The sequence below is a fragment of the Tardiphaga sp. 709 genome (assembly GCF_032401055.1).
Lineage (GTDB): Bacteria > Pseudomonadota > Alphaproteobacteria > Rhizobiales > Xanthobacteraceae > Tardiphaga.
The window spans coordinates 1,973,630-1,988,865 of sequence record NZ_CP135529.1 but is presented as its reverse complement, the minus strand read 5'-3'; the positions used below and the strand labels follow the sequence as shown (position 1 = coordinate 1,988,865).

The 15,236-nt window shown below is 62.3% G+C and carries 15 protein-coding genes; 7 read left to right on the top strand and 8 right to left on the bottom strand.

Annotation, left to right across the window (positions count from 1 at the left end; genetic code table 11):
• Nucleotides 1–3: 3 nt before the first annotated feature.
• Nucleotides 4–777, bottom strand: coding sequence for an anti-sigma factor (locus tag RSO67_RS09965; RefSeq protein ID WP_315843346.1), 774 nt, complete (start codon nt 775–777; stop codon nt 4–6).
• An 18-nt stretch (nt 778–795) separates the two neighbouring features.
• Entirely contained in the window at nt 796–1,284 is a 489-nt protein-coding gene (locus RSO67_RS09960; protein ID WP_089265487.1) for an RNA polymerase sigma factor, read from the bottom strand.
• A gap of 227 nt (nt 1,285–1,511) precedes the next feature.
• Between RSO67_RS09960 and fabI the strand changes: the two genes are divergently transcribed.
• The 4 genes from fabI (at nt 1,512) to RSO67_RS09940 (ending at nt 5,390) form a co-directional block, all read left to right on the top strand.
• Nucleotides 1,512–2,333 (top strand): enoyl-ACP reductase FabI, encoded by an 822-nt coding sequence (gene fabI, locus RSO67_RS09955; protein WP_315843345.1) that lies wholly within the window; start codon nt 1,512–1,514, stop codon nt 2,331–2,333.
• A gap of 12 nt (nt 2,334–2,345) precedes the next feature.
• Nucleotides 2,346–2,945 (top strand): histidine phosphatase family protein, encoded by a 600-nt coding sequence (locus tag RSO67_RS09950; protein WP_315843344.1) that lies wholly within the window; start codon nt 2,346–2,348, stop codon nt 2,943–2,945.
• Between the two features lie 117 nt (nt 2,946–3,062).
• Nucleotides 3,063–4,148, top strand: a complete 1,086-nt coding sequence (gene aroC, locus RSO67_RS09945) for a chorismate synthase (RefSeq protein WP_315843343.1) — start codon at nt 3,063–3,065, stop codon at nt 4,146–4,148.
• A 51-nt stretch (nt 4,149–4,199) separates the two neighbouring features.
• Entirely contained in the window at nt 4,200–5,390 is a 1,191-nt protein-coding gene (locus tag RSO67_RS09940) for an adenylate/guanylate cyclase domain-containing protein (protein WP_315844214.1), read from the top strand.
• Between the two features lie 2 nt (nt 5,391–5,392).
• Here RSO67_RS09940 and RSO67_RS09935 read toward each other — a convergent pair whose 3' ends face one another.
• The 3 genes from RSO67_RS09935 to RSO67_RS09925 all read right to left on the bottom strand — a co-directional run bounded on the left by RSO67_RS09935 (nt 5,393) and on the right by RSO67_RS09925 (nt 7,909).
• Complete coding sequence (locus RSO67_RS09935) at nt 5,393–6,148, bottom strand: hypothetical protein (protein WP_315843342.1); 756 nt, start codon at nt 6,146–6,148, stop codon at nt 5,393–5,395.
• Nucleotides 6,149–6,238: 90 nt separating this feature from the next.
• The gene (clpS, locus tag RSO67_RS09930; RefSeq protein WP_089265483.1) at nt 6,239–6,544 is read right to left on the bottom strand and encodes an ATP-dependent Clp protease adapter ClpS; all 306 of its coding nucleotides are present in this window, start codon (nt 6,542–6,544) and stop codon (nt 6,239–6,241) included.
• Nucleotides 6,545–6,592: 48 nt separating this feature from the next.
• Nucleotides 6,593–7,909 (bottom strand): hypothetical protein, encoded by a 1,317-nt coding sequence (locus tag RSO67_RS09925; protein WP_315843341.1) that lies wholly within the window; start codon nt 7,907–7,909, stop codon nt 6,593–6,595.
• 220 nt (nt 7,910–8,129) lie between these two features.
• Between RSO67_RS09925 and RSO67_RS09920 the strand changes: the two genes are divergently transcribed.
• Entirely contained in the window at nt 8,130–8,975 is an 846-nt protein-coding gene (locus tag RSO67_RS09920) for a DUF1194 domain-containing protein (protein WP_092145074.1), read from the top strand.
• A gap of 142 nt (nt 8,976–9,117) precedes the next feature.
• Here RSO67_RS09920 and RSO67_RS09915 read toward each other — a convergent pair whose 3' ends face one another.
• From RSO67_RS09915 to RSO67_RS09905, 3 genes are all read right to left on the bottom strand, one after another.
• Nucleotides 9,118–10,431 carry a cobyrinate a,c-diamide synthase gene (locus RSO67_RS09915; RefSeq protein ID WP_315843340.1) on the bottom strand — a complete coding sequence of 438 codons (1,314 nt, stop codon included), beginning with the start codon at nt 10,429–10,431 and terminating at the stop codon, nt 9,118–9,120.
• 64 nt (nt 10,432–10,495) lie between these two features.
• The gene (locus RSO67_RS09910) at nt 10,496–12,040 is read right to left on the bottom strand and encodes an acyl-CoA synthetase (protein ID WP_315843339.1); all 1,545 of its coding nucleotides are present in this window, start codon (nt 12,038–12,040) and stop codon (nt 10,496–10,498) included.
• A 222-nt stretch (nt 12,041–12,262) separates the two neighbouring features.
• Nucleotides 12,263–13,435, bottom strand: coding sequence for an acetyl-CoA C-acetyltransferase (locus RSO67_RS09905; RefSeq protein WP_315843338.1), 1,173 nt, complete (start codon nt 13,433–13,435; stop codon nt 12,263–12,265).
• A 141-nt stretch (nt 13,436–13,576) separates the two neighbouring features.
• On the opposite strand from RSO67_RS09905, the gene RSO67_RS09900 reads away from it, so the two are divergent.
• Together RSO67_RS09900 and RSO67_RS09895 are read left to right on the top strand one after the other, a co-directional pair.
• Entirely contained in the window at nt 13,577–14,242 is a 666-nt protein-coding gene (locus RSO67_RS09900) for a TetR family transcriptional regulator (protein ID WP_315843337.1), read from the top strand.
• 226 nt (nt 14,243–14,468) lie between these two features.
• On the top strand, nt 14,469–15,227 hold the full coding sequence (locus RSO67_RS09895; RefSeq protein ID WP_315843336.1) for an SDR family NAD(P)-dependent oxidoreductase: 759 nt from the start codon (nt 14,469–14,471) through the stop codon (nt 15,225–15,227).
• The last annotated feature ends 9 nt before the right edge of the window (nt 15,228–15,236 follow it).

Below are 15,236 nucleotides of genomic sequence, written 5' to 3'. Positions count from 1 at the left end.
GTCTCATCCCCCCACCTTCTCCGTCTGATCGTAGATCTGGCGCGCGACGTTGTTGAGCCGGTCCTTGTCGGTCGGGCCTGACACGACATAGCCGACGCCTTTGTCGGCCCAGAACATGGCGCCGTCCTTGTCCTGCGCGGCATAGCGCATCTGGGTGGCGTCGGCTTTCGCCGCACGCGAAGTGTAGAGCGTGTAGCGCTCGCCCGATGGGCTCTCATACATGAAGAAGGCCGCAGGCGCTTCGGGGCCGGGCAGCAAGCGTCCGCCGACCAGCTTCAATCCGGCCGCATCGAGTTCGGGCGCCTTGATCTCGTAGCCGACACGCTTCGACAGCCACTGCTGCAGGTGTGCACGTTCATTGGCTGCGACTTCGACCGGATGGCGGACTTCGACCACATAGGTCCGGTGCGCACCGAGCGCATCTACCGTGAAATTCCGGAATGTCGACGGAGCAGCCGCCGCGCCGCGTGCGACCCAGCCCGCGCTGCCACCTGCAACGAAGGCGACAAGCGTTGCCGCGACGGCGCCATAGATCCAGCGCCGCGGCTGCTGGATCAGTCGCTCGATTTCCAGCCGCTGCGGCACGGCCTCGTCGGCAATCGCATCGTAGCGGGCATGCAGCAGCTCGGCCATTGCGTGCCACGATGCGACGCGTTCGGCATCATCTGGATGTGTCGCGAGCCATGCCTCGACATCGGCGCGGCGCTCGGCAGGCAATTCATTGTCGACGAAGGCGTGCAATTCGTCTTCGGTCACGGGAATGTTCGGTCCAGTCATTATCATCTTCCCTTTAAATCATTTGACCGCGCGCAGCGCCGGGCGCTCGCCGTCGAGATAGGCTTTGACATGAGCGCGGGCGCGGGCGAGGCGCGACATCACGGTGCCGATCGGCACGCCCTGGATGTCAGCGACTTCGCGGTAGCTCAGACCCTCGAGCATCACGAGCAGCAGCACCGAGCGCTGCTCTTCGACGAGGGCGGCGAGGGCGCGCGAGATGTCGCGCCCTTCGGCTTCGGTCCCGCTGGCATCTGGATTGTTGTCGAACAGCTCGGTGAAGACTGGTTTGCGTGCCAGCGACCGGCGGCGGTTGCGGTTCAGATTGGTCAGGATCGTATAGAGCCAGCTTCTGAGATCGCCGCCGATGAACAATTTCTCCGAGCGCAGCGCGCGCACCAGCGTGTCCTGCACCAGGTCGTCGGCAATGTCGGTGTCACGCGCCAGCGCTCGCGCATAGCGGCGCAGCGCCGGAATCATGCTCTCAACGCTTTCGCGAAAGGCGCTCATAGGGCTCGTGCCATCCGTTGCAATCCTGACGGTATCTTGGGCGGTCCGCAATTGCGCCGCATCTATCATAACACCTTGGCGGACCGTCTATTCCGGCGTTAAGCCCGGACGGTAAACAGCCGCATAACCGGGCTTTTGGGCTGTACCAGACGCAAGTGCTGGTGTACCCCCAAGGTCAGATCGGCATGGACTGCCAAGGCTGTCAGCCAAGCAAAATAGGATGCGACATGAGCGAAGTTTCAGGCCTGATGAAGGGCAAGCGCGGCGTTATTCTCGGCGTGGCCAATAATCGTTCCATTGCCTGGGGCATCGCCAAGGCGTGTCAGGCGCAGGGCGCGGAGATCGCGCTGACCTATCAGGGCGATGCGCTGAAGAAGCGCGTCGAGCCGCTGGCGGCGGAACTTGGCGCCGAGCTGCTGGGCCATTGCGACGTCACCGACGCAGCCACCATCGATGCGGTGTTCGACCGGGTGAAGGAGAAATGGGGCAAGATCGATTTTGTCGTCCACGCCATCGCCTTCTCGGACAAGGACGAGCTCGAAGGTCGCTATGTCGACACATCGGCCGAGAATTTCAGCAAGAGCATGCTGATCTCCTGCTACTCGCTGACAGCCATCGCACAGCGCGCCGAGAAGCTGATGACTGAGGGCGGCTCCATCGTTACGCTGACTTATTACGGCGCCGAGAAGTGGATGCCGAACTACAATGTGATGGGTGTCGCCAAGGCTGCGCTGGAAGCCAGCGTGCGCTATCTGGCGGCTGACCTGGGCGTGAAGGGCATCCGTGTCAATGCGATCTCTGCCGGCCCGATCAAGACGCTGGCCTTCGCAGGGATCGCCGACTCCCGCTATCTGCTGAAATACAACGAGGTCAACGCGCCGCTGCGCAAGAACGTTTCCATCGACGAAGTTGGCCAGAGCGCGGTATATTTCCTGTCCGATATGTCCACCGGCGTGACCGGTGAAGTGCATCACGTCGATGCCGGCTATCATGTGCTCGGCACCAAGGTGCCGGATGCGCCGGACATCAGCATGGGCGGCAAGGACTGATTGCTGACGTCCATGCCGAAGCCAACCATCTATTATATTCGCCACGGCCAGACCGAATGGAACGCTGCTGGTCGCTTTCAGGGCTCGAAGGACATCCCGCTCAACGATCTTGGCCGGGAGCAGGCGGCGCATGCCGGCACCGTGCTGAAAGACCTGCTGGCACGGGACGGGCGCACCAGCGGCGATGTCGCGTTCGTCTCCAGTCCGCTCGGCCGCGCGCGCAACACCATGGAGCTGGTGCGCGGCAAGCTCGATCTGCCGCATGACGACTACGGCCTCGACGATCGTCTACGTGAGATCGGCTTCGGCCACTGGGAAGGATTCACGCTGGCCGAGCAGGAAGCTGCGCATCCCGACATCTTTGCGGCGCGCCTGCGCGACAAATGGAGCCTGCCGGCGCCGGGTGGTGAGAGCTACGCCGAAGTGCAGCTCCGGATGCGCGAATGGGTTGAAGGCCTCACGGGCGATACCGTCGCGGTGGCGCATGGCGGCACGGCGCGGGCGCTGATGGTGGCGCTGGGCTTTGAGACGCCGGACGGCGTCAGCGAAATGCCGATCCAGCAGGGCGCCGTTTACGTGTTCAACGCCGACGGGATGGACAAGTTTAGTTAAGAGGGTTTCTCCCCTCTCAAGCAAGGGGAGAGGGGAGAAACCCGTGTTTGACGGTCCACAGCCATCGCGTTACGACGTGTTTGTTGACATTCACCAATAACGAGAACTGTCCACTCCATGTCCCACAACACCTTCGGCCACATGTTCCGTGTCACCACCTTTGGCGAGAGCCACGGGGTGGCGATCGGCTGTGTGGTCGATGGCTGTCCGCCGCTGATCCCGCTGGATGTGGCCGAGATCCAGGCCGATCTCGATCGCCGTCGTCCCGGCCAGTCGCGCTTTACTACGCAGCGGCAGGAAGCTGACACGGTCAAGATCCTGTCCGGCGTGATGGCGCATCCGGAAACCGGCGTGCAGGTCACGACGGGGACGCCGATTGCGCTCTTGATCGAGAATACCGACCAGCGCTCGAAGGACTATTCGGACATCAAGGACAAGTTCCGGCCGGGTCACGCCGACTTCACCTATGAAGCCAAATACGGGTTGCGCGATTATCGCGGCGGCGGCCGCTCATCGGCGCGCGAGACGGCGACGCGTGTCGCCGCTGGCGCCATTGCGCGCAAGATCGTGCCAGGCATGACGGTGCGGGCGGCGCTGGTGCAGATGGGACCGCACAAGATCGACCGCGGCAACTGGGACTGGGACGAGGTCGCCCGTAATCCGTTCTTCTGCCCGGACAAGGACAAGGCTGCGTTCTTCGAGGGCTATCTCGACGGTATCCGCAAATCCGGCTCGTCGATCGGTGCGGTGATCGAGGTGATCGCCGATGGCGTACCCGCAGGTTTGGGCGCGCCCATTTACGCCAAGCTCGATGGCGATCTGGCAGCGGCGCTGATGAGCATCAATGCGGTGAAGGGTGTCGAGATCGGCGATGGTTTCGGTGCGGCGGAGTTGTCCGGTGAGGACAATGCCGACGAGATGCGCATGACCAATCACGGCCCGTCATTCCTGTCGAACCATGCGGGCGGCATCCTCGGCGGCATTTCCACTGGCCAGCCGGTCGTGGCGCGTTTCGCGGTGAAGCCGACTTCGTCGATCCTGTCGCCGCGCAAGACCGTCGATCGCAATGGCGCCGATACGGACATCCTGACCAAGGGTCGTCATGATCCGTGCGTCGGCATCCGCGCCGTGCCGGTGGCGGAAGCCATGGCCGCTTGTGTGCTCGCCGATCATTTCATTCGGCATCGCGGACAGGTCGGCTAGAGTAAGTGACTGACCGAAGCCCGCGTTTACGCGAGTTTGAAAGTGCCAGCCGTGTTGCCCGACAAACTCAGAGAGATCATCGACTGGCTCAGTGACGGTGCGCGATCCGCGCCGACGCCATCGCGCATGATGGCGGAATGTTGCGAACGGCTCGTCGCTGCGGGGCTGCCGCTATACCGCGTGGGCATCTTCATCCGCACCCTGCACCCGGAAATCTTCGGCCGCAATTTCATCTGGCGTCCGGAGACCGGGGTGGTCCTCAGCTCGGTTGATTTCGACATTCAGGAGGCGCCGGAATTCCTCAGCAGTCCGCTTGCGCTGGTCTTCCGTGAAGGTGTCGAGGTTCGCAGTCGACTTCATGAGCCATCAACCACACCCTTTCCTTTTTTCGACGATATGCGCGCTGAAGGCGTTACCGACTATATCGCGATCCCGCTCACCTTCGTCGACAACATGCTCCACGCATCAAGCTGGACCACGAAGCAGCCTGGCGGTTTTACGGATGAGCAGCTTGCTGCCTTGAAAACGATACTGCCGACATTGGCGCGGTTGATCGAGGTCATCGGCATACGACGAGTGACGGTGACACTGCTCGATACCTATGTGGGCAATCGCGCTGGCGGACGTATTCTCGGTGGTCAGATCCGACGCGGCCATACCGAGACCATGCGCGCAGCGATCTGGTTGTCGGATCTGCGCGGCTTTACGGCGCTGTCGGACCGATTGCCGCCGGAAAGCGTAGTCGAGATTCTCAACCACTACTTCGATTGTCAGGTGCCTGCGATTCTCAAGCATGGCGGCGAAGTGCTCAAATTCATGGGCGATGGCCTGCTGGCCGTGTTTCCTATTGCCGAGGATGATGCGGATCGTTCGACGGTTTGCGGCCACGCACTGGAGGCTGCGCGTGAAGCCAGCGCTGCCGTTGAAGCGTTGCGCTGGTCGGATGCGGCAGGTGCCGAAGAGCGCTTTCGCTTCGGTCTGGCGCTGCATGTCGGCAAGGTGCTTTACGGCAATATCGGCGGCGGCAATCGACTCGATTTCACCTGTATCGGCCCGGCGGTGAATCTCGCCGCACGTCTGGAGAAGATCGCCGGCAAACTGCACCGGACGGTAGTCGCGTCGACCGCTTTTGCTGATGCGACACGCGCCAACTGGGCCGATCTCGGCGAATTTCCCATCGCCGGCTTCGCCAAGGCCGAGCAGGTCTATGGATTGGGCGATGAAACCGCGGTCGCCGGCTGAGATCAGTCGCCGCGCAGATGGGATTGCTTGAGGGCCGCGGTCAGGATCATCAGGGTCACCCAAAGCCGCAGCATCGCGAAGCCGAAGATAAAGACGAAGAAGATCAGGTTTCGGATGAAGGTGTTCGTCGTCGGCGCCTGCCCGTAGATCGCAATCGCGTTGCGAACGAGACCCTGGACAAAACCGAGGCCGAAATAGGCGGCGGTCAGGACCAGAAGGCCCACGCCGAGCCAGGCGCTTCGCCTGGCGAATTCACGGCAAGCCGCGAAGAAACGAACCCTGTTGTCCTGGCGTTCGACGCTGACGATCATCAGCAGGATCAGCGTGGCGATGGAGGCATTCCAGATCTTGCCGACCGCCGTCGCCTGATCGAACGCCATGCCATCGATGCCGCCCATGAAGTTCAGGTCCAGCGGCGAGATCCCGAGCGATGCAGAGATCATGCTTGCTGCAAGCATCAGCGCGCCGATACGCGCCAGAATGTGCAGCGATAGTCGGAATTCATCCTCGAACGTCATCGCTCCGAGATGGGTCTCTCCGTCAGCAAGTTCGATCGACCGCCGTGCGGTCACCAGAAACGCGAGAAGAACGGCAATCGTGGCGACGAAGATGGCCGGCAACGCGATAACGCCGCCGCTGAACGCGATCACGCGCATTCCCGCTGCCAACACGAGCCAAGGCAGGCATTCGATGAAGCGTAAAGGCCCGAACGACAATTCCGGCCGGGATACATATTGCTTACGGAGTGCAATCGACATCTGGCGATCTTGCCAGATGCCGCCCAACCTCGGATTGAACCGATCGTTAAATTTTTATCGTTTTGGTGGCTAAAGCAGAAGCGCCGCGTCCTATTCTTCAGGCTCGGTCGTGAAGAGAAGCGGATAGCCCTTGGCGCGGCCGGCATCTGTCGCGCGGGTCGCCTTGGTCTCGGCGACGTCACGGGTGAACACGGCGACGACGCAGACGCCGCGTTGATGCGCCGTCATCATCACCTTGGCGGCTTGATCCTCGGACATGCGAAATTCCGCTTTCAGCACCCGCACGACGAATTCGCGCGGCGTGAAGTCATCATTGACGAGGATAACCTTGTACAATTTCGGCCGCTCGACCTTCGGCTTGGTCTTGGTCTGCGGTGCGGTGACACTCTCGGGCATGCACACTCATCCGGACGATCGCGCTCTGTGGCGGCGACGCGACAATGATCAGTCGGCCGGGCAATCCTTGAGGCGTTGCACGGCATCCTGATCGCCGCGCCGCACGGCCATTGGCTTCAGTTTACAGGCTCCGGGGACATCGCGAAACTGCGGGTTCTGCGATAGTTTGAGACCGATCAATGCGGCGAGCGCGTCAGGCTCGCCAAGTTCCGCAGCCTGAATTGCCTCATATAGAACGATGTTGAGCGAAGAGATCTGAACCTGCGGATGGCTGGCCAGCAACCGCAGGGCCTTCAGCCGGGAGTCGTAATCCCAAACCCCGGCAGTGATCAGTAAGTCGATCCCCTTTGGCACGTCGCGTGGCACCAGCTTTCCATCGAGATAAAGCTGGCCGAGCAGGCCACTCGCGCTCGCCTGATGGCGCTGGCTTTGCAAGATCGACAATGCGCGCTTTGGATCGGCCGGGCCGCCTTCGCCATCGAGCAGCATCTGCGCCAGCTCGGTATCGCCTCCCAGATGATCGCGCGCAGCCTCTTCAAATAGTTTGCGGGCGCGCACGGGATCGCTGGGACGCGTGGCTGCAGCCAGCGCCGCCTTGGCGCCAAAGGAGCCGCCTTGGGCGAGACGTTCGAGTAAATCCCGGCCGCGGGTCTGCTCGTCCGGCTGCGGGGATTGCGCGAGAAGCCGGGCAAGCCTGATTTGCTGGTCTGCGCGGGTGACGTTCTCCGGCAGCGGTAACCGAAGCGCGCGCTCGGTCCAGTATCGTTCGGCAGAGGGGTCCCGCTTCACGATGCCGCCACGGCCATAGAGGATTGCGAGCCTGTTTACCGCTGACGAATTGTCCAGTTCGGCTGCCTTGATCAGCGCACGCTGTGCCTCGTCGCGCGCAATCATCTGCGGGCGATCAAGATGATAGTCCCATGAATTGTGCGACTCATAGATTGCGTAATTTGCCTCGCCACCGTTCTGGGCTGCGGCCTCGCGCAACAGTGCGACCGCCTCGGCGCGCCGTTCATACGGCAGCGATTGAGCAAAGGCTACCTTGTTGCGGACGTCGTCCGGAGCTCTAGCGAACGCTTCGCTGCAGGCGGCCTGGCGCGTCCGGTAACGCAGCTTCTCTTGTTGCTCGGGGAGGTATTCGGTGGCGTTCCGCGAAAGACGGCGGCATTCGTCGGCTGCGTTGGCGCCGAACGGCCGAATAGGTTCGTCCTGTTCGGCGGCCACTGTCTTGCGCTGTTTGGCGGGTGCTGAAACGAACAAAGCGATCGCTGCGCCGATACAAGTGAGCAGTACGGCCCACACGATTACGTGCCGCGCTGCGGGCTGGCGGCCACCGTTCATCGGCGCGTTCAAGGCGGCACTCATCTCGGCCCATTCCGGTCGGCAATGGTGGATGTGGCGTTGGCGACATCCTGCGCTAGCTTTGTCGCGCGAGCGTGCAAACTGTTCAAATCCGGGGCAGGCGCCCGTTAGCTCTGCCGCAGCGGCGTCGCCGCCATGACCGGATTGTGAACATGCCCGCAGGTTCCTGCTTTGCGGCTCGTCATTTGCATGTCACCATTCGATTCTCAACGGGAGGGCCGCTATGCGCTGGTGTGTCTCGATTGGAGCGGTACTGGTCGCGGGAGCGATGGCCGGCGGCGATGTCGCGAGCATGGCGGCGACGGGCCCGAAAGCGCAGTTTGCCCAGAGCAAGCAGGACCCCGTGGTTGATGTCGAACTGGTGCTGGCGGTCGACGTCTCCTATTCGATGGATATGGACGAGCTGGCGATCCAGCGCGAAGGCTATGCCCAGGCCATCGTCTCCAAGGAATTTCTTACCGCGCTCAAGAGTGGCCCGACAGGCAAGATTGCGGTCACCTATTTCGAATGGGCGGCATCGTCAGACCAGAAGCTGATCATTCCCTGGCGTGTCATCGATGGTCCTGAATCCGCCGACGCGGTGGCATCCGAAATCATGAAGACGCCGATCCGCCGGGCATCGCGGACCTCGATCTCGGGCGCGATCTACTACGCCATGCCGCTGTTCGATGAAAATGCGCTGCACGGCCTGCGCCGCGTCATCGATATCTCCGGCGATGGGCCGAACAACAATGGAGGACCGGTGACGGTCGCGCGCGACGAGGCAGTCGCGAAAGGTATCGTCATCAACGGCCTGCCGATCATGGCCAAGGAACTGTCCTATTCGACCATGGATATCGAAAATCTCGATCTCTATTACGAGGACTGCGTGATCGGCGGCGCGGGCTCCTTCGTGGTGCCGATCAAGGAGCGCGACAAGTTCAAGGAAGCGATCCGCACCAAACTGGTGTTGGAAGTCGCAGGATTGATGCCCGAGCCGCGCGCGATTCCTGTCGCCAACACGACGAAGGAGCCGCGCGTCAATTGCCTGATCGGCGAGAAGATCTGGCAGGATCGCTGGGGGCGTTAGTGCTTCATTTGTACCGGACGCGCTGCAGCGTGCTACGCTGCTGCTGAGCCGGGACCGCCGTGAACGCCGGAGTTTGATACGGTCTCGGCTCTGCAATGCATAGCGAAGGCGCGCTGCATTGCGTCCGGGACAAGGGTGATTGCTACACCCGCGCAATCGCGTGGAAAAACGTGCCGGTGACATGGCCACGCCGTCCGCCGCGCTCGGCCATCGGTTCGCCTTGCGCGTTGCGGAGATCAACGAACGGCTCATCGCTGCCCGGATCAATCAGTGACGCGTAGTGGAATTCGTGGCCACGGATGAGTGATCCCTTTGGTCCGATAGGGCTGTCGGATAGCAATTGCGCCTCGCGATAGCCGAGATGCAAGCGCCGCTTGTGGAAACTCGTCGTGTGTCCCAGTAGCCCCGTCATTGCATGCCGGTTGCCGTCGGCATCTTCCAGACTTTCGCCGAGCACCATGTAGCCGCCGCACTCGCCATGGACCGAACGTGTCTGTGCGAAGTGCACCAGCCCGTCGCGAAATTTTTGCGCCGCGGCAAGCGTCGCCACGTGAAGTTCGGGATAGCCGCCTGGCAGCCAGCAGCTATCGCAATCGTCCGGCGGTGCTTCATTGGCGAGCGGGGAGAAGCGCACGATCTCCGTGCCCGCATTGCGCCAGCCATCGATCAGGTGCGGATAGATGAAGGTGAAGGCAGCATCAGCGGCCAGTGCAATCCGCTGACCAAACGGCGGCAAGGCCGGCACGGCATTGCGCGTCGGCTGCCGCTCGATGGGCGCAGCCAGCGCGATGATGGTATCGAGATCGAGATGTTTTTCCGCCATGTCGGCGAGAACGCCCATCCGCGTGGCAAGGTCGCCGTGTTCGCCGGCCTGGATCAGGCCGAGATGCCGTTCCGGCAGCGCCAGCGCCGCGTCGCGCGGAATGGCACCGACGACGGGGATGCCGAGTGGCGCGATGGCATCCGTGATGAGGCGGCGGTGGCGATCGCTGCCGACGCGATTCAGGATCACACCGGCGACGTGGACGTCAGGATGATGACTGGCGAAGCCGCGCACCATGGCCGCGGCGGATTGCGACTGCGCGGTGACGTCGAGCACCAGCAGCACCGGCAACTTGAACCGCGCGGCGATACTGGCACTGCTGCCGTCGCGGTCCGCGACGCCGGGTACGCCATCAAACAGACCCATGACGCCTTCGACCACCAGCAGATCGGCGGCCTCGGTGGTGCCAGCCATCAGCGCCTGCAGCAGCGGCGGCGGCATGGTCCAGCTATCGAGATTGATGCAGGGCGCGCCGGTGGCGACCGCATGAAAGGCAGGATCGATATAATCAGGCCCGGCCTTGGCCGCGCGCAGTACCATGCCGCGCCGCGTCAGTGCGGCGAGCAGGCCGAGCGTGACCGTGGTCTTGCCCGCGCCGGACCGGGCTGCCGAGATCAGCAGGCCGGCGGTCATGATGAATGGATGTGCGACATCGCGGCGGATTAGCGCGGCGATTGCGATGCCGCAAGAGCGAGCGCTAGGCCGACGCTTTTTCCTTCTTTGGCCAGTACTTATCGCGCAGGTGCCGCTTCACCAGCTTGCCGGTCGGCGTACGCGGCAGTTCGGGCTCGAAGTCGATGCTCTTCGGGCATTTGATCGGTGACAAATGCTTGCGGCAGAACACCATCAGTTCGGCCTCCAGCGCCTTGCCGGCGCGGCTCATGTCGTGCGGCTGCACGACGGCCTTGACCTCTTCGCCCATCTCCTCGTTCGGCACGCCGAACACCGCGACATCGGCGATGTCCGGATGGGTGATCAGGACGTCCTCGGTCTCCTGCGGGTAGATGTTCACGCCGCCCGAAATGATCATGTAGGACTTGCGGTCGGTGAGGTAGAGGAAGCCTTCGTCGTCGAGATAGCCGACATCGCCGAGCGTCGACCAGCCGCGTGCGTTATAGGCGCGCTTCGTCTTCTCGGGGTCGTTGTGATAGCTGAACTGCGGCGTGTCGGCGAAATACACCGTGCCGATTTCGCCGGTCGGCGCTTCCTGATCTTCTTCATTGACGATCTTGACGCTGCCGACCACGGCCTTGCCGACAGTGCCGCGATGCGACAGCCACTGCTGCGAGTTCGATACGGTGACACCGTTGCCTTCGGAGCCGGCGTAATATTCGATCAGGATCGGTCCCCACCAGTCGATCATGCGCGCCTTGACCTCGACCGGGCAGGGCGCTGCGGCGTGGATTGCACCGTTCAGTGAGGATACGTCGTATTTCAACCGGACCTCATCCGGCAGTTTCAGCATGCGCACGAACATGGTCGGCACCAGCTGTGACTGGGTGACCTTGTACTTCTCGACGAGCTTGAGGAATTCCTCCGCGTCGAAATGCTCCATGATCACCGACGTGCCGCCGAGCGTGATCGCCATCATGTTGAAGCGCAGTGGAGCCGCATGATACAGCGGCGCCGGTGACAGATAGATCGAGTCCGAAGTCATGCCGCACATGTTCGCGCAGAGCAGTTTCAGGAACGGATTGGGCACGGTGATCGGGTTGTTCTCGGAGGCGCGCTTGATGCCCTTGGGGCGCCCGGTGGTGCCGGACGAATACAGCATGTCGTAGCCGGCAACCTCGTCGGCAATCGGTGTAGCGGGCTGCGCGGTGAGGGCACTATTCCAGTCGCGGAAACCGGGGCGCGCACCGTCGACGATATAGAACATCGGCTCGGCCGCGTTGGTGATCAGCGGCGCAACCACATCAGCGCATTTCTCGGAGGTGATGACCACGCGAGCGCCGCAGTCTTTGACGATATAGGCGATCTCGTCTTGCGTGAGGTAACGGCTGATCGCGGTGTAATAGAGCCCGGCGCGCTGGGCAGACCAGCAGATCTCCATGAAGTCGAGCCGGTTCTCCATCAGCAGCGCGATGTGATCGCCGGCCTTCAGACCCAGCGCGCGAAACAGCTGCGCGCCGCGGTTGGAGCGTTCGTCGAGTTCGCGATAGGTGAGCGCCTGACCGGAGCCGGCCATGCGGTAGGCAATCTTGTCGGGATTGGTCTTCGCGTGAATCGACGGATGCGTCATGGGCGTTTCCTCTGAAGGCCGGCGGATTTTCCCGCTCGTGGTGTAGCTTGGCAGGCTCTCTCAGCTGTCATCCCCGCGAAGGCGGGGATCCATAACCTCTGCCGGCAGAGGCGGTGTGCGGTAATCTCCGCGTTCTTATTATCTTGATCGGGAGTATGGGTCCCCGCCCCGCGTGCGCCAAGGGCGCACTAGGCGGGGACGACAACATTCTCTTTTGAGTTCTTACAATCGCTCCACGATCGTCACATTGGCCATGCCGCCGCCTTCGCACATGGTCTGCAATCCGTAACGCTTGTTGTTCTGGTGCAGCGCGTGCATCAGCGTGGTCATCAGCTTGGTGCCGGAGCCGCCGAGCGGATGGCCGAGCGCGATGGCGCCGCCATTGACGTTGAGGCGCTTCGGGTCCGCGCCGGTGGCTTTCAGCCAGGCGGTTGGGATCGAGGCGAAGGCTTCGTTGACTTCGAACAGGTCGATGTCGTCGATCTTCATCCCGGCCCTTTCGAGCGCGCGCTTGGTGGCGGGCAGGGGCGCTTCCAGCATGATCACGGGATCGCCGCCCATTATGGTCATATGGTGGATGCGCGCCAGCGGCTTGATGCCGAGTTGCTTGAGGCCCTTCTCGTTGACAACCATCACGCCCGAAGCGCCATCGCAGATCTGGCTGGCGGATGCTGCGGTGAGCTTGCCGTTCTCGGCGATCAGCTTGACGCCCCTGATGCCGTCGAGCGTGGCGTCGAAGCGGATGCCCTCGTCGATGTGATGGGTGTCCGTGGTGCCATCGGCGCGGGTGATCTGCAGCGGGATGATCTCGTCCTTGAACCGGCCGGCTTCGGTTGCTGCGATGGCGCGCTGGTGGCTCTCGAAGGCGTATGTGTCGAGGTCATCCTTCGACAGTCCGTATTTCTCGGCGACCATCTCGGCGCCGGTGAACTGGCTGAACTGGATGTTGGGATAGCGCGCTTCCATGCCGGGGCTCTTGTAGTGGCCCATACCGGCCTTGGACGCGAGGATGCTGGGCGATCCCATCGGCACGCGGGTCATGCTCTCGACGCCGGCGGCGATCACGATATCCATGGAGCCAGCCATCACGGCCTGGGCGGCGAAATGTAGCGCCTGCTGCGACGAACCGCACTGGCGGTCGATCGAGGTGCCGGGCACGCTTTCCGGCAGCTTGGAGGCCAGCACCGCGTTGCGTGCAACGTTGACGGCCTGCTCGCCACCCTGGCCGACGCAGCCCATGATGACGTCTTCAACCGAGGCGGGATCGGCGCCGGTGCGTTCAACCAGCGTGTTCAAAACCGAGGCTGCGAGGTCGGCCGGGTGCCAGCCGGCTAAGCGGCCGCCTTTGCGGCCACCAGCGGTGCGTGCAGCGGCGACGATATAGGCCTCGGCCATGCGTGATCTCCCTTTTTTGCCTTGTTTGGCGGCGTTTTTCGTGGCGTTGAATGCGCCGGATTTAAGTGTCCGCGGAGAGTTTAGTCAATCGGTCAATTAACTCTTGAGTGCGGCCGATTGTTCGTATTATCTGCGCTCCGAATGGCACCGAATTTGAATCCCAGCACCTCTGTGAAAACCGCCGCTGCCCGTAATCCAACGGCCGACAAGCTGTTGCTCGCAGCGAGCGAACTGATGATTGCCAGCAACTCCATCGAGGTGTCGCTGAGCGAGATTGCGCAGCAGTCGGGGGTCAATGCGGCGCTGGTGAAATATCATTTCGGCAACAAGGACGGGCTGCTGCTGGCGCTGCTTGCGCGCGACGCCGCCACCGAGATGACCAATCTGGAATATCTGCTGGCGCAGCCGATCTCCGCCACCGCGAAGCTGCGGCTGCACATCGCTGGCATCATCAAGGCCTATTACCAGTTTCCCTACATGAACCGGCTGATCCACTATTTGCTGCATGAGAGCAGCAACGAGGCGGCCGACGAAGTATCGAAGTTCTTCGTGGGGCCGCTGCTCGGCTTCCATCGCCGCCTGCTGGCAGAGGGACTCGAATCCGGCGAATTCCGCGCGGTCGATCCCGTGCTGTTCTACACCAGCCTGATCGGCGCCTGCGATAACCTGTTCTTCAGCCGTCATGCCATGTCGCGCGCCATTGGCGTCGGCCCGGTGACGGATGAAGTCTGCCGCGACTATGTCGCCCATATGGAAGCGATGCTGCTCGGCGGAATCCTCACAAACAAGAAGGCCGCCAAGGCCTGACATCACGAGCTCAGAAGAAACGGCCCAAGGAAAACTGCCAAGAAAATTCAAAAACGTCGGGAAACGCCCAAGGAACCAAATTCGAACCAAGAATAAGAAACGCCCAAGGATCAGTTCCAAGAACAACAACCAAGAAAACGCCCAAGGACCACTTCTTCTTTTTCTTCTTCGTCGCGACTCAAAAATTCAAGAAACGATCAGAAACGCCCAAGGAAAGGCTCTATCCATGCAGCTTAAAGACGTAGCCGTATTCATCACCGGCGGTGGCTCGGGACTGGGCGCCGCAACCGCGCGCGCAATGGCTGCCAAGGGCGCCAAGGTTGCCGTGTTCGATCGCGCGCAGGACAATGCCGAGAAGGTCGCCGCCGAAGTGAAGGGCGTTGCCACCGTCGGCGACGTCACCAGCGAGAATGACGTCAAGGCGGCGCTCGCCAAGGCAGCGGCTGCGCATGGTACCGCGCGCGTGCTGGTGAACTGCGCCGGCATTGGCGGTTCGCAGCGCATTGTCGGCAAGCAGGGCGTCTATCCGCTCGAGAAGTTCACCAATGTCATCATGGTCAACCTCGTCGGCACCTTCAACTGCCTGCGTCTGTTTGCCGAACAGCTCGTCACCCAGGACGCCATCGGCGAAGAGCGCGGCGTCATCATCAACACCGCCAGCGTCGCGGCCTATGAAGGCCAGATTGGTCAGATCGCCTATGCCGCATCGAAGGGCGGCGTCGTCGGTCTGACCCTGCCGGCCGCGCGCGATCTGTCGTCGCAGAAGATCCGCGTCAATACGATTGCGCCGGGCCTGTTCCTGACGCCCCTTTTGATGGGCCTCAATGAAGAAGCGCGCGCCAGCCTCGGCGCCCAGGTCCCGCATCCGGCCCGCCTCGGCGACGCCTCGGAATACGGTAACCTCGCGGTCCACATCGTCGAGAACCCGATGCTGAACGGCGAGACCATCCGTCTCGACGGCGCCATCCGCATGGCGCCGCGGTAGCGGTACGCT